The sequence below is a fragment of the Brasilonema sennae CENA114 genome (assembly GCF_006968745.1).
GTDB classification, from domain to species: Bacteria; Cyanobacteriota; Cyanobacteriia; order Cyanobacteriales; family Nostocaceae; genus Brasilonema; species Brasilonema sennae.
Window position 1 is genome coordinate 1,071,876 of record NZ_CP030118.1, and the last position, 15,309, is coordinate 1,087,184.

The window sequence follows — 15,309 nt, forward strand, 5'->3', positions numbered from 1 at the left end:
ATCAACGCCTTTTTTGCCCCCACCACAGATATCTGTGGGAGCTTCAAGAGTACTCGTGGGGGAAGGTTGTCCGGTTTTGTCATGGTTTCACCCAACCCCTGTTCTTGGTTCAATTACCCCATAGATATAAAATGCTTTAAAGTCCCACGCTCACTGTGCCGATAGGCTTCACCCCCAAACCTGTAATCCGTCGTCTCTCAATGGTTTTTAATCCCAAACGAGTTTCGTCTTGACACCAATAGCGAACTGACGCTAAAGATTTTGTAGCTTCAGGACAATACTGTTTTAACCATTGAATGACTTTGAGGACGAAAGGCAGTTTTTTTTAAAGGAAATTGCTAACTGCGAGTCTTTTTTCACACTTTGGCGTCGAGGGACTTTAAGTTTTGCTTTTAGCTGATAACGTACTGTTGCATAGACCGTTTTATAATCAACCTTTACGCCGTAAAATTCTTGCAACCACTTGTGAATTTCACCATAGCTTTTAAAGCCGTTGTTTGGGTCTTTTAGGCGTTCTTCTAAAACGGCGATCGCTTCTGGAGGAATAATCTTTTGCCTACCTCCACCGTGACGCACCTCCAACAGTCCTAAAATCCCAGCTTGGCGGTATTTATGTAACCAATTTTGTACAGTTACTCGGTGGGAACCGATTGCTACAGCTATATCTTTGATTGTTTTTAGCTGACCAGTTTTGAACAAGTACAACGTTTGCACTTTTTGAAAACCTATGGCTGTTTTTTGCTGATTTAAAAGGGTATGAAGTTCTTCCCCTGTCTCCTTTATGTTTAGTTGGCAAACCCTAACCATATTCCAAGCCTAATAATTTTAACCACCATTATATGTAGCTTACCAAAAAAGAAATGGTATGACTCCTTCTTACAGCGCTTTTCAACAATTGTGAAGCACACTATCCACCTGCCCAATACGGTTCGGTTTAACCGAACCGTATTAGGACGGGGACTCATTCACTACGAAGACTGATGAAAAGGCTTAGTCCTGCGGATTTTCTCAAAACACAGAGCTCCTGCTCCAAAGCTAACCAGCAGCACTCCCAAAACTTGCTCAAGTTGCAAGGTTTCCTGAAGAATCAACCCAGCAAAAATGACCGTTAGAGCAGGGATACTGGCACCGATAATTGCTGAGCGTGAGGCACCAATTTTACGAATTCCAAAATTATTGAACAAATAGCTGAAGAGCGTTAGTACACCCAATAGGAAAGCACATAAAACAAGTTCTAGCAGGTAACCACGGTTTAGTTGCAAGTTCCAACTTGTGGGTAAAGGCAGTATCAAACCGAAGACAGACAACAGCAACATCGTAGCAAAGTTAATTAACGTAAGAGACACTGGATGCACTTTAGCTGCACACATGCGGGAAACTAGGAGGTACACAGCAAAAGCACCTCCTGCAGCAATTGCTGCAATGCTGCCGATACGAGTATTACCAATGACACTACTGTTAGAACTTCCTAAAACGAATAATTCACCCATGCCAATAACAGCTATAGCGCCAGAACTAAATAAAGTTAGGCGATCGCGGAACAAAAACCATGACACCAGTCCGTTGATAATTGGATAGACAAAGAAAAGTGCGATCGCCATCCCAGTCGGAATTTGACCGATAGCAAGGTAGATGAGTACCTGAGAGAGAAACAAAAAGCATCCACTGACAATTGACAGTATCAACACTCGTTTTGTACTCGGATTACTGGAGTTCCCTCGAACTGAGTCACCCAGGTATTGCAGATCTTGCCATACTCGTGAATGTAGCATGGGAGCCAAAAGCAACATTAGCGGTAGAACCACCAGCATCCTGAGCATCAAAATGAAAAGTGAATTACCCAAATTTGGTGATATCAGGCGTTGTGCATCAAACACACCCAAAATTTGGGAGCCAGGCAGGAAAATTACCTTAATAGCTACGTTGTACAGCGCTGTTGCGACTGTTGACAATGCTAGCAGCATAATTCCTGTGATTTGTAAAGAAGAAATTCCCCTCTGCCTTGGTGTGAGTTGTGGTTCTGGTGGAGGAGATGTTTCTGGCTCTAAAACGGCGCGTCTTGGAGATGCTACCGGAGTTGGTTCTTCTAACACCTGTCGAGACTGAGTTGTTTCGCTGCGTCTTGGAGATGCTACCGGAGTTGGTTCTTCTGACACAGGAGGAGACTGAGTTGTTTCGCTTGGCGAGACTATACTTTGGGAAAGAGAATTCCAAGCAGGGGTTTCTTCCTGGGGTAAACTCCTAGGTAAAACTGTAGTTTCTGGAGGAATTTCTCTTTGCAACTTTGTTGGTACTTCCTCAGAAGTCAGCTGTTGCTGTTGTAGAATTTGTTCAATCTCAGGAGGGGGAACTGCTGCAATTGTAGAATTTTGTGGTGTTTGTTCCAGTTCTCTACGCAGAGAATTCACTAATTCTATTAAAATTGCTTCGCCTTCCCTTTGTTGGACTATCATTCGGGATAACTGTTGAGAAAGACCGCCTTGATAGTTTTTCAACTCCTGCTGCAGTGAGTTAAAGGTAATAGTGAGGGTGTCATCCAAAGAACCCAGAAGTTTTTGGGCATACTCATTTGCTTCACTTGTGGAGCGACTTGTGGTTTGTGTGAATTCAGAACTTCCCACTGGTTGGGAAACACGCTCCATAGCTTGGGTAGCTAAAGTTTCCAAAGAAGATTGCAGCTGCGTTGATATATGATTAGCTAATACTTGTGACAATTGACGAATCAACGTTTGCTGCTCATTAATTTGATACGCCTGTTGAAGATGTTCTTTTTCCTCTTCCAGCCGTCTAATGTCTTGAGTTAAGCGGTCTTTTTCTGCTTGCAACCGCTTGGTATCTTCCTGTAAGGATCTAAGCAAATTCCGTTGGAGGATTTGCAATTCCTCAGTGACAGCTCGTAAAGCAGTTTCTGCTGTCCCATATGGATCGCCTTTTTCTCGTGGGTTATCTGGTCGCCTTTCGTATCGCCCCATTCGTCTTTAACCTCTGACCTTTGATGGTCAAGCAGCTTACTATTGACTTGACCGGCGCTTATATTCCTATTATTTCTGTTTTCTGTCAATGGATATATCTCTACCTTCAGAGAAAAATTGCTGCAAGGGCTTGAAAGGCAATTTTTCCTAAAACGGAATCCACTTCAGCCTAACTTGAAAATAGGAGTGAAGGCTACTAATTTATTTTCCTGTCATCTTCTACACAATTTGTTATAAAAATACTTGCTTTGCGCATTCTATATGTGCAATTATGTCTGTAGTTAAAATACTGTTAATCGAGCTTATTACCGGAATATTAGCAGGGACATAGCACCAATCAATTTGTAGCCTATAGGTCACAAATGTGTGTCCAACAAGTCTGAAGTTTCATCACTCAGGCTCGAATCACCATGCTTAACCTAGGTAATCAAAAACTGATCAGGAGAAATCAATGAATAAACGCAAACTACCAGCAATTGGTCGTCGTCAGTTTGTGGGGACTGCACTTGCCAGCACAGTCTTGACATTAGGAGGCTCAAGTGTGTTTTCTGCTGTCGCTGCCAAACGAAAGCGTCCGAACATACTGTTCATTTTGACGGATGACTTGGGCTGGGGCGACATTGGTATTTATGGAAAAACCTATCAGACGCCAAATTTAGACCAGTTGGCAAGGGAAGGTACACGCTTCACCAATGCCTATGCAGCGCAAACTGTTTGCACGCCAACACGGATCGGCTTTTTTACAGGTCGTTATCCAGCGCGATTGCCAGTTGGTCTTCAAGAACCTTTAGCTGGAGGCGAGACTGTAGGATTACCGCCGGAACACCCAACAATCGCTTCCCTTTTAAAAGCCAATGGTTACCAGACAGCATTGGTTGGTAAATGGCACACTGGCTTTCTTCCCGATTACGGTCCACTTAAGAGTGGTTTTGATGAGTTTTTTGGAAATTATAGTGGGGCGATCGACTACTTTACCCACAAAGATGGAAGTGGAAAACTTGACTTCTATGAAGGTGAGGTGCCTGTAGAAAAACCTGGTTATGCTACAGACTTGTATACTGAGCGTGCTGTTGAATTCCTCAAAAGACCCCGCAATCAACCGTTTTACCTAAGCCTTCATTACAATGCGCCCCATTGGCCTTGGGAAGGACCAAATGATGAAGAGTTGAGTCGAACTTTCTACAATTCAAATGCTTTCACTGCCGGAGGGTCAAAAGAAACTTACGCTGCAATCCTAAAAAGTCTAGACGACGGAGTTGGTAAAGTCTTGCAAGCTTTAAAGGAGTCTGGGCAGGCTGATAACACCATAGTTATTTTTGTCAGTGATAACGGGGGTGAGAGGTACTCTGATATTGGACCTTTTCAAGGGAGAAAGGGTGGTTTGTATGAAGGTGGTATACGAGTTCCCACTTTAATCCGGTGGCCGGGAGTGATTCAACCCAACCAAGTGAACAGCCAAGTTCTTATCACGTTTGACTTGACAGCAACAATTCTGACAGCAACAGGTACTTCACCCGACCCCAACTATCCACTTGATGGTCGGAATTTGCTCCCTGTCCTTCTGGGTAAAAAACCTGTTTCCCCTCGAACGCTGTTCTGGCGCTACAAATCCAATATCGCTGGGCGTCCTTCAGGGACTCTTCAAGCAGCAGTCCGAAGCGGGGATTGGAAGTACTTGCGCCAGGGAGAGAACGAATATCTGTTTAATCTTGCCAATGACGAAGGCGAACAAACTGACCTCAAAGATAACAATCCTAAAGTGTTGCAGCGGTTGCGCGATCGCTTTGAGGAATGGAACGAACAAGTTCTGCCTTACCCAGCTTAAGGAAAAGTCATTCATGCAGGAACGTACAGTACATCAAGAGGTTTCATCTGGTAAATCTGACAGGCAAATCGCGATTAAGCGTCCTGGTAAAGCACCTGATAAAGATATCGTCTGGATACCAGGTGGCGCTTTTGTGATGGGGTCTGACCACCATTACCCAGAGGAAAGTCCAGCCCATCTTGTCCGTGTAGATGGCTTTTGGATGGATCGTTATGGTGTTACTAACAAGCAGTTTCAACGTTTTGTGAAAGCAACTGGTTACGTGACAGTAGCAGAACGTCCACCAAAGCCAGAAGATTATCCTGGAGCGATACCGGAACTTTTAGTACCAGGTTCGGCTGTATTTCAGCAGCCGAAACATCCAGTGAATTTACAAACTTGTAGCTGGTGGGTTTATGTACCAGGTGCAAACTGGCGACATCCAGCCGGACCTGGAAGTTCTATCAAAGGGCGAGAAAATTATCCTGTGGTACATATTGCCTATGAAGATGCTGAAGCTTACGCAGCTTGGGCTGGTAAATTGTTACCGACGGAAGCACAGTGGGAATTTGCGGCTCGCGGTGGGCTGGAGGGTGCTGTCTACTCCTGGGGAAATGAATTTGCTCCTAAAGGTAAGCGCATGGCTAACACTTGGTCCGGTGAGTTTCCTTGGCAAAACCTAAAGCGGCGCTCTCCTGGACCAGAATCTGTCGGCTCGTATCCTGCAAATGGTTATGGTTTGTACGATATGATCGGCAACGTTTGGGAGTGGACAACTGATTGGTATCGAGACTCTCACCCGGAAAATAAGACTAAATCTTGCTGTATTCCAGTCAACCCCAGAGGTGGAACCCAACAAGAGAGCTTTGATCCAAATACACCATCTCAAATACCTAGAAAGGTACTCAAAGGTGGTTCCTTTCTGTGTGCCCCTAACTACTGCCAGCGTTATCGACCAGCCGCACGTCATCCAGAAACAGTAGATACCTCAACTTGTCATATTGGATTTCGTTGTATAGTCAATGTGTGAACTCTGCTTTAGCGACTCCAACTGTTTCTACGTTTCCAATACTCAGCAACTCGTTGTTCCCATTGCTTCCAGTAATCTTTCATGACTTCTGGCTCAAACCAAAATACCTCAGCTTCTGTGTTTGGTATTGCTACAACCAATAAAGCATGATTTAGGTCAATACTATACTCTTGATAACACTGATTAACTGCTCCTAGGTAAGCTGTTAATTGCAGAGGATGTTCATATAAACGCTCAATTGAACCTTTAGGTTTATCTGCTGTTTTCCACTCGCAAATACAGGGAATACCTTTATAACTTGCAACACAATCTACTTTGCCGGAATAGCTCATGTTGTAGTGAAAGACTGAGCCTTCCACAAGTTTGACTGTATCAATTTCTTCTAAAACAGGTTTGATGCTTTCCCAATAAGGACGACTCGCTTCAGGACAAATAGGGTTTTCTCCCAGCAGAGAGCGTTCAATTTGTTTGTGGGTTTGTGTTCCTCGACGACTGGCTCCTGTTGTAATTCGTGTGGCTTCTTCACCTCCAACACGTGCTTTCCAATTTAACAGCCGATCACGGTCTTCTTGCGGTTTGGTGGCGTTAAGTATTGTCGTCACACTAGGGAAGCGATTTCCCTGAGCATCCACGTAATATTGTTTACCATTTTCCCGCATTGATTTGGCATTGATGCGGGGTAGCAGTTGGGTATCAAAGGACATTGCTGGTTTTTTTTCGTACTATATCATTCAAGCAAGGAATAAGTGTGTTTTAAGGAAAATCCAAAAGTCAGAAGTCAATGCACATCGCGTAACCGAGATGGTGCAGCATTTTTGCCAAGAGATTTTAGCGATAAGAACTCGTAATCGTTTTAGCTGTCGCTGCGATGACTTTTGCACGCTCCTTTGAGGATCGCCGTGACTCTGCCACAAAAACAGCAACTGAGATCGTACCGCCGTCCGGTGCGGTTAGTATTCCGACATCATTGGTCACCGCAGTAACGCCCCTCCAGGTAAGGCTAGTTCCTGTTTTATGGCCAAGTGTCCAGCCTTCCGGCACCCCTGCTTTCAAGCGATCTGGAAAGGTTACGGTTTCCTGCATCACTTTTAACAGATGCGCAGTTGATTTGGCTGAAAGGAGTTTCCCGGTGGCAAGAGCACTTAGAAAGCTCACCATTCCTCGTGGCGTCGCCGTATCACGCTTGTCTTTCAAGTACGCAGCAAAAGACGCATCGCGACGACCGGACGGTACAGCTTTTATCGCTTTCTCAAGTACATTTGCATCAACATACTCAGGCCGCCAAATCAAACCGACAATCTCAGTTTGGAGGTGTTTCTCGTCCCTATCCACGCTAAGACCTGAAATCCTCTTCGTTTTCAAAAACGTCCTAATACCTTCCGCACCGCCAACCCGCGCAAAAAGAAGATCTGTCGCGGCACTATCGCTCTCGATAACTGCACCAGAGATCAAATCGGCGACAGTTGTCTTTACTTCTCCACGTTCTGCAACAAGATCGGCAATCGGCTGGACATAAAGGCTTAGATCGTTCTTGCGGACAGTTACAACATCCTCAAGACGCATCTGGCCACGATCAATTGCATCCATCACGGCAGCAGCAACGACCAACTTCATAACACTCTGAAGCGAGAAACGTTGGTCACCGTTGACGCAGGTAATGACGCCCGATTTTATCTGCTCTGCACAGATTCCAACCCGACCATCAGACCCCTTTGCAACAACTTCCAAGTTCCGTTGCAGGGTAGAGGTGTCCGCTAGTGATCCAGCCTTGGTAGGGGAGATAGACACCAAGCAAAAAACATACAGAGCGCCTGCTAACCAGTTCAACGATCGCGTGCTTCGCGGTTTCTTCTTTTTGTCCATAAAGTTTTTCTTCTTGAAAACTAGCAAATCTCAACTATGCTTGTAGACATATCTCTCAAATGAGATGAAAAATTTACAAATATTTAATAACCTAGAAAAATAGTTATTGATTTGTGATTGGAGATAACAGCAATGATGAAAACTAGCTATCTAACCCAATTGACCAGGAAATTTTAAGAGAAAACTGTCAAGAGCCGTAATGGGTTTTCAACCAGAAACCATGAAAAATGTCTTACTTTCGTTCAGCTTTCTGGCAATAACAGCATTTTCTCAACTTTAACAAGTGTATATTCCAGTACCTTTTGTTTGTCAAGTTTACTCTCTAATCAGAGTAAAAGAGCTTTCTTATACAATTTTGTCCTAAAAATAATATAAAGTTTGGGGAAAAACAATGAATATCAAGATATTCGCTGCCTTAGCTATAGTGGCAGCAACTGGTGGATTACAAACCAAAGTTTACGCACAGTCCTCAGTCCCATCAAACTCAAAAACTGGGAATTACACAATTCAAGGAAATTCTTTAACTGGCGTAAATAATAGAACAGCCCAAGGTGATTTCGCAAGATTTTTTACAGGACTAAATTCTCAAAATAATGTCCCACAAAAAAATTATGCAGAAACTGTATCTCCAGGTGAAGTTTTGCAACTGGGCGATCAAGTCGAATTACGCCGTAGAGAACCGTTAACAACTCCAAACAATCTGCTTTTCCCCCAAGGAGATGACTCGTTTTACAGCAATGATGGGGTGAAAGTACAGGTTGACTTAGATAGAGATGGAAATTAGTAGAAATAATGAGTTTTCTTGTTATTTTACGGAAATATTTGGGTAAAATCTCCATAAAAATGCGAAAGACTCAGATCCCCTCCAAATTTTGGGCGAAAATGCCTATAAGCTTGGAGGGTTCTTCATTTTCAGCTAATTACAAGAGTAATAAACACATGAAGTAGACTTCTGTCAAGAGATTATTCTGCTAACACTTTACAGTAGAATGATTCCTTTAGATACAGGAGGGTAAAACGTGACTCGTGTAATTATCGTGCGCCACGGTCAAAGTACTTATAATACCGAAAAACGCGTACAAGGACGCTCGGATGCTTCTAGATTAACTGAAAAAGGTCGTAGTGATTCTACTCAAGTAGGCAAAGCCCTCAGTAATTTCCTATTTAACGCAATATATAGCAGTCCTTTGCAACGTGCAAAAGATACAGTAGATATTATTCACCGTGAGTTGACAATTCATACTGAGCAGTCTGCTATTCCCCAAACTTCTGATCTGTTGATGGAAATTGACCTGCCTTTATGGCAGGGAATGCTTTCTGCTGAAGTTAAAGAGAAGTTTCGTGAAGACTACCGCATTTGGCAGGAAACTCCCCAGCTACTGCGGATGTCTGTAAAAGACGGTGAGCAAACAACAGAACATTTTCCTGTTGTGGCTTTGTATGAACAGGCGCGGCAGTTTTGGCAAGAAGTTTTAGCTCGCCATCAAAACGAAACAATACTTGTTGTGGGGCATAATGGCATTAATCGTGCTCTTTTGGGCACGGCACTGGAAATTCCTCCAGAACGTTACCATTCCATACAACAATCTAACTGTTGCATCAGTGTACTTAATTTTTCTGGAGGATTGGGAGAACCTGTCCAACTAGAATCTCTGAATCAGACGCAACATTTAGGAGATCTTCTACCCTCCTTGCGCCCAAATCACAAAGGTGTAAGGTTGTTGCTGGTGCGTCACGGAGAAACTGAGTGGAACCGCCAAACCAGATTTCAGGGGCAAATTGATGTTCCTCTCAACGACAATGGTAGACAGCAGGCACAAAAAGCTGCTCAGTTTCTCAAAGACGTAGAAATTGATTTTGCAGTCAGTAGCACAATGGTGCGTCCTAAAGAAACTGCAGAAATTATTTTGCAGTACCATACTGATGTCAATTTGGAATTGCTGGATGGTTTAAGGGAAATTAGTCACGGACTTTGGGAAGGAAAATTAGAAAAAGAAATAGAGCAGGAATTTCCAGGAGAGTTGGATCGCTGGCGCACAACACCAGCGCAAGTCCAAATGCCAGAAGGAGAAAACTTGCAACAAGTGTGGGAACGTAGTGTCGCAGCGTGGGAGTCTATTGTTCAAACTGCATTGGCAAATGAACTCAAAATCGGATTAGTTGTTGCTCATGATGCGACTAACAAAACTCTGCTGTGTCACGTTCTGGGTTTATCATCAGAACATTTTTGGAATTTTCGTCAGGGTAACGGTGCAGTAAGTGTTATTGACTACGCCCTAGGAAAAAATGGGAAACCAGTATTGCAAGCGATGAACATCACCGCTCACTTAGGCGGTGGCGTACTTGATAAAACTGCGGCAGGGGCATTGTAATGTATAATATGTCAGCCTTTTGCTGTTAGTTGATTCTTGGGTTATGTAACACAAACGCACAGTTAACAAAATAAAAAAGTTAAAAAGGTGATAGCTGAGATTTGATAGCTGGTAGCTAAAATGGCAAGTGAACTGCTACAACAAGTAAGGGTTATCAACCCTGTTTCTGGAACTGACCAAATTGCTGATGTCCTTATTGAGGATGGCTATATCAGATCTGTGATGCATCACAGATCTGATGTGCCGGACAACACCCGTGTCAGAGATTGTCAAGGGTTGATATTAGGACCAGGGTTGGTAGATTTGTATAGCCACTCTGGAGAACCAGGATTTGAAGAACGCGAAACCCTCCAGTCTCTCTTACAAGCTGCTGCTGCTGGGGGCTTCACACGAATTAGTATCTTACCCGATACATCCCCAGTGATTGATAATCCGGCTGTGGTAGCACAGCTGCAGAAGCGAGGAGGGGAGTTGGAGGTGATGAGCCACATGAAAAGCCAGCGCCAGGGTGAGCGTAAACTCCGGGAAGATTTACCAGAGCAGGTGACTGGTGTAGAAATCAGGGAGAAGCAAAATTCTCCCTTGTCCTCATTGTCTTCTCCCCAAGTCAATGTCTGGGGTGCAATTAGTTTGGATGTTGCTGGCAAGCAAATGACTGAATTGGCAAACTTGGCTGCAGTTGGAGTGGTTGGCTTTACTGATAGTCAGCCTTGGGAAAATTTTGGGCTGGTACGTCGGGTGTTGGAATATATCCAACCTTTGAGGAAACCAGTTGCATTTTGGTGTTGCGATCGCCAATTGATGGGAAATGGCGTCATCCGGGAAGGTCGAGATGCTATCCGTTTTGGCCTGCCTTTTATACCTTCTAGTGCGGAAACCTCTGCGATCGCCGCTTTGTTGGAATTAGTCACCGCCACAAATACGCCAGTACATATCATGCGTGTTTCCACTGCTCGCAGTGTCGAACTGATTGCATCCGCTAAAGCCAGAGGTGTACCGATTACCGTCAGTACCACTTGGATGCACCTTTTACTTGACATGCAAAAAATTCAAAGCTATAATAATACGAACCTGCGTTTAGAACCACCTTTGGGGACTTCTAATGACGTAGCAGCGTTACGGCAAGCAGTACGCACAGGTGTTATAGATGCAATAGCCATAGACCACAGACCGTACACCTACGAAGAGAAAACCGTTGCCTTTGCCGAAGCTCCACCAGGGGCAATTGGTTACGAGTTAGCATTACCCCTTTTATGGCAGCATCTAGTAGAAACAGGAGAATTTACAGCATTAGAATTGTGGAAAGCTTTTAGTACTCGTCCGGCGGAGTGTTTACAACAGAGAATAAGTGCGATCGCGCCAGATCAAAAAGCCGAACTCACTTTATTTGATCCCCAGCAAAACTGGAAAGTCGAAAAGCAAAATCTACATACACTTTCTAGTAATACATTTTGGCTGGGACAGCAATTGACAGGTCGAGTTGTACAAACTTGGTGTTAGTTTCTAGAAGTTCCACAATTAAAAAGACCCAATTTCTCAAAGAAATTGGGTCTTTGACCGCGAATGAATTAACAGAAGATTGTATTAATCTTGCTTAATTCAAACCAGGTGCGTTCGCCAATCACTCCATCCACAGTTAACCCTGTGCGCTTTTGCAAAGCTTTGACTGCTTTTTCTGTATTATTACCAAAATTACCGTCAATTTTACCCTCGTAAAAGTCGCCGAGTGCTAATCTTTCTTGAACCTTCTTTACAAGTTCTCCCTTGCTATCTTTCTTCAGGATAGGCATATCAACTGGCGCATTTTTAAAAAGTGCTCGCCAAGTTTTATCTGCAACAATTCCATCTTGTAGAAGAAACACCTTACCTTGGAAGAGTATAACCGCATTTTTTGTCTTGGAACCAAATACACCGTCAACAACTTCTTCACCAGGAAATACACAAGCACCCTCGTCATTGAGAGATACAAAAGCACCCGATTTTAATAACAGTTTTTGCAGTTCTTTAACAGCGTCACCTTTTGAACCTTCCTTGAGAACAGGCTTGTTAAGTTGAGCAGAAGCAGCTTCATTTGTAATGGTCATTGTTCTTTCTCAATGTGTTTGTATGCTTAGAACCACTGGCTGATTAGTTCATTCCGCAAAGAAAAATCTGAAACTTAGAAATTTCCCCCAAATCAATGAACAGTAAACAGTTACCAGGGAACTGGCTATCTATGGCTGACGCCACGCCTGACGGCTATCGTAGTCTGAAGGACATACTCGAAGGACTTTGGCATTCACGTTCACTGGAGGATATCAAACCGCCACTCACTAATCGCTTTTGACACTCAGCATGAGTATTCGCTTAATTTAAAGTATGCCCTCTGGGCAGGCTGGTTGAATAAAATCGCGAGTGCATCCACAGCAGTCGCTTTGTCTGTTGTTGAAACAATTGATGAAAGCTGACCAACCAGCAGTTCTTATCCAGATTCCTAGGCAAAGTCGTCGAAGAGTTAAAAACCTTGAACAATTTGAGAGTATCCTCGATATCAAGGTATCATCGGATATTGGCAGGTTGCCATGTGTATTGGTAGACATCAATGAGCGCTTCTTACTCTGCATCCCAAACAACCCAACCCAGTAACCCAACTGCACCTCACGCTGACCATCGGCTGGTGGATCGCAGTAAGCTGACTCAAATGTTCCAGCATTATGTGGATATCAAGGATAAGTATCCTCACGCGATGCTACTGTATCGAGTGGGAGATTTCTTTGAATGCTACTTTGAAGATGCTGTGACTTTGGCGCAGGAATTAGAACTCTCCCTCACCAGTAAGCTTGTAGGGGACGTCGGACGGGTGGCGATGAGTGGTGTACCGCATCACGCCTGGGAACGCCACGCGACGCAATTGGTGGAAAAAGGGTATGCGGTTGTTATTTGCGACCAAGTGGAAGATGCTGCTGAAGCGGCTGGTCGATTGGTGCGGCGGGAAGTTACCCGTATCCTCACCCCTGGAACTTTGCTAGAAGAAGGAATGCTCAAGTCAAGTCGCAATAATTACCTTGCGGCTGTGGTGATTGCTGGAGAGCATTGGGGTTTGGCTTATGCAGATATTTCTACTGGTGAATTCCTCACTACGCAAGGTAGCAATTTAGAGCATTTGACACAGGAACTGATGCGCTTGCAGCCTGCGGAAGTCCTCGTTCCGACGAACGCACCAGACTTGAGAAGTTTACTGCTGCGTGCAGGAGAAAAATCGGAACATTTACCTGAATGTTTGCCACCATCTTTTTGTTATTGTTTGCGATCGCAAATTCCCTTCTCTCAAGCAGAAGCAAGAGCAAGATTGTTGCAAAAATTTAAAGTGCGCTCCTTAGAAGGACTTGGCTGTGACCAACTCCCCCTAGCCGTCCGCGCTGCAGGTGGGTTGCTGGAATATTTAGAAGATACACAAAAAGAAAACGCGATTCCTTTACAGTTGTTACGCACCTATACCCTCACTGACTTTTTAATTGTTGATTATCAAACTCGACGTAACCTAGAAATTACGCAAACAGTCCGCGATGGTAGTTTTGTTGGTTCGCTTTTATGGGCTTTGGATAGAACCAGTACAGCGATGGGCAGTCGTGCGTTACGACGGTGGTTATTGCAACCGTTACTAGATGTTAAGGGTATTCGTTCCCGGCAAGACACTATCCAAGAATTGGTAGAAAATACAACTCTTCGTCAAGAACTACGGCAGTTGTTACGTCAAATTTATGACTTAGAACGGCTGACGGGACGGGCAGGTTCTGGTACTGCTCATGCAAGAGATTTAGTTGCTTTGGCAGACTCACTCTCTCGTTTACCAGAATTATCCCGCTTGGTGGCTAGTGCTCATTCTCCATTTCTCAAAGCATTGCAGAAGGTACCACCTGTTTTAGAAGAATTGGCACAGAAAATTCGCGCTCATCTGGTGGAGTCACCACCTATACATATCAAAGAAGGCGGGTTGATTCGCTCTGGGATAAATACTCAATTGGACGAAAGACGTGCAACTGTCGAAGACGACCAAAAATGGATTGCCAATTTGGAAGTTGACGAGAGAGCAAAGACGGGAATTCCGACGCTGAAAGTGGGATTTAACAAAACTTTTGGTTATTACATCAGCATTTCTCGTGCAAAAGCTGACCAAGTTCCGTCTAATTATATACGCAAGCAAACGCTGGTGAATGAAGAACGCTACATCACGCCAGAGTTGAAAGAACGGGAAGCGCGGATTCTCACGGCGCGAGATGATTTGAATCAGTTGGAATATGAGATTTTTGTGGCGTTGCGGGAAGAAGTGGGGGGAGAAGCGGAAGTTATTCGCAATATTTCCCGTGCGGTAGCAGCGGCGGATGTGTTGTGTGGGTTGGCTGAGTTGGCGGTTTATCAAGGTTATTGTCGTCCGGAGATGGTGGAGGGACGAGAAATTAATATTGTGGATGGACGTCATCCGGTGGTGGAACAGTCTTTGCCTGCGGGTTTCTTTGTGCCGAATTCGACGTCATTAGGAGGGGAAACGAACCGCAGAGGCGCAGAGAACGCAGAGGAGGAAGAGGAGAAGGGAAGAAAGAGACAAGGAGAAAGAGGAGGGAAGGAAAGTTCTCTCATTCCCTCACTCCCTGACTCGCCCCATCCTGATTTGATTATCCTTACTGGTCCGAATGCGAGTGGTAAGAGTTGTTATTTGCGTCAGGTGGGGTTAATTCAGCTGATGGCGCAGATTGGTAGTTTTGTGCCTGCTGGGTCTGCTAGGTTGGGAGTGTGCGATCGCATTTTTACTCGTGTAGGTGCAGTAGATGACTTGGCGACGGGTCAATCGACTTTTATGGTGGAGATGAATGAGACGGCGAATATTCTCAACCATGCAACGTCGAGATCACTCGTGTTGTTGGATGAGATTGGCAGGGGAACCGCAACGTTTGATGGTCTTTCTATTGCTTGGGCTGTGGCGGAGTACATTGCAACGGAGATTCTGGCGCGGACGATTTTTGCGACGCACTACCATGAGTTAAATGAATTGGCTTCGCTATTGCCAAATATTGCTAATTACCAAGTGACGGTGAAGGAGTTAGCTGACCAAATTATCTTTTTGCACCAAGTCCAACCAGGAGGTGCTGATAAGTCTTACGGAATTGAAGCGGGAAGGTTGGCGGGTTTACCTAAGGTTGTGATTGCACGGGCAAAACAAGTGATGGGGCAAATTGAAAAGCACAGCAAGATTGCTATGGGACTGCAAAATTTGGAATAGTTATTGTCGAA

The 15,309-nt window shown here is 44.4% G+C and carries 12 protein-coding genes; 7 read left to right on the plus strand and 5 right to left on the minus strand.

Annotated elements, in window-relative coordinates; genetic code table 11:
- Positions 1-285: 285 nt before the first annotated feature.
- Both DP114_RS04555 and DP114_RS04560 read right to left on the minus strand, forming a co-directional pair.
- A complete protein-coding gene (locus tag DP114_RS04555; RefSeq protein WP_172195159.1) occupies positions 286-807 on the minus strand; it encodes a helix-turn-helix domain-containing protein in 522 nt (173 codons plus the stop codon).
- Between the two features lie 161 nt (positions 808-968).
- Positions 969-2,972 carry an EamA family transporter gene (locus DP114_RS04560; RefSeq protein WP_172195161.1) on the minus strand — a complete coding sequence of 668 codons (2,004 nt, stop codon included), beginning with the start codon at positions 2,970-2,972 and terminating at the stop codon, positions 969-971.
- Between the two features lie 451 nt (positions 2,973-3,423).
- Between DP114_RS04560 and DP114_RS04565 the strand changes: the two genes are divergently transcribed.
- Together DP114_RS04565 and DP114_RS04570 are read left to right on the plus strand one after the other, a co-directional pair.
- The gene (locus DP114_RS04565) at positions 3,424-4,797 is read left to right on the plus strand and encodes a sulfatase (RefSeq protein WP_171975555.1); all 1,374 of its coding nucleotides are present in this window, start codon (positions 3,424-3,426) and stop codon (positions 4,795-4,797) included.
- A gap of 13 nt (positions 4,798-4,810) precedes the next feature.
- Positions 4,811-5,806 (plus strand): formylglycine-generating enzyme family protein, encoded by a 996-nt coding sequence (locus DP114_RS04570; protein ID WP_171975556.1) that lies wholly within the window; start codon positions 4,811-4,813, stop codon positions 5,804-5,806.
- 8 nt (positions 5,807-5,814) lie between these two features.
- On the opposite strand, the gene DP114_RS04575 is transcribed toward DP114_RS04570, so the two are convergent.
- Together DP114_RS04575 and bla are read right to left on the minus strand one after the other, a co-directional pair.
- The gene (locus tag DP114_RS04575) at positions 5,815-6,510 is read right to left on the minus strand and encodes a PD-(D/E)XK nuclease family protein (RefSeq protein WP_171975557.1); all 696 of its coding nucleotides are present in this window, start codon (positions 6,508-6,510) and stop codon (positions 5,815-5,817) included.
- A 124-nt stretch (positions 6,511-6,634) separates the two neighbouring features.
- A complete protein-coding gene (bla, locus tag DP114_RS04580; RefSeq protein WP_169263623.1) occupies positions 6,635-7,669 on the minus strand; it encodes a class A beta-lactamase in 1,035 nt (344 codons plus the stop codon).
- Positions 7,670-8,060: 391 nt separating this feature from the next.
- On the opposite strand from bla, the gene DP114_RS04585 reads away from it, so the two are divergent.
- The 3 genes from DP114_RS04585 (at position 8,061) to DP114_RS04595 (ending at position 11,541) form a co-directional block, all read left to right on the plus strand.
- Positions 8,061-8,453 (plus strand): hypothetical protein, encoded by a 393-nt coding sequence (locus DP114_RS04585; protein ID WP_171975558.1) that lies wholly within the window; start codon positions 8,061-8,063, stop codon positions 8,451-8,453.
- Positions 8,454-8,688: 235 nt separating this feature from the next.
- A complete protein-coding gene (locus DP114_RS04590; RefSeq protein WP_171975559.1) occupies positions 8,689-10,041 on the plus strand; it encodes a histidine phosphatase family protein in 1,353 nt (450 codons plus the stop codon).
- A 120-nt stretch (positions 10,042-10,161) separates the two neighbouring features.
- The gene (locus tag DP114_RS04595; RefSeq protein ID WP_171975560.1) at positions 10,162-11,541 is read left to right on the plus strand and encodes a dihydroorotase; all 1,380 of its coding nucleotides are present in this window, start codon (positions 10,162-10,164) and stop codon (positions 11,539-11,541) included.
- A 68-nt stretch (positions 11,542-11,609) separates the two neighbouring features.
- On the opposite strand, the gene DP114_RS04600 is transcribed toward DP114_RS04595, so the two are convergent.
- The gene (locus tag DP114_RS04600; protein WP_169263619.1) at positions 11,610-12,125 is read right to left on the minus strand and encodes a peptidoglycan-binding domain-containing protein; all 516 of its coding nucleotides are present in this window, start codon (positions 12,123-12,125) and stop codon (positions 11,610-11,612) included.
- A 95-nt stretch (positions 12,126-12,220) separates the two neighbouring features.
- On the opposite strand from DP114_RS04600, the gene DP114_RS04605 reads away from it, so the two are divergent.
- Both DP114_RS04605 and mutS read left to right on the plus strand, forming a co-directional pair.
- Positions 12,221-12,367 carry a hypothetical protein gene (locus DP114_RS04605; protein ID WP_169263618.1) on the plus strand — a complete coding sequence of 49 codons (147 nt, stop codon included), beginning with the start codon at positions 12,221-12,223 and terminating at the stop codon, positions 12,365-12,367.
- 255 nt (positions 12,368-12,622) lie between these two features.
- Positions 12,623-15,298: a DNA mismatch repair protein MutS gene (gene mutS / locus DP114_RS04610; protein ID WP_171975561.1), complete on the plus strand. Its 2,676-nt coding sequence runs from the start codon at positions 12,623-12,625 to the stop codon at positions 15,296-15,298.
- Positions 15,299-15,309: the final 11 nt, after the last annotated feature.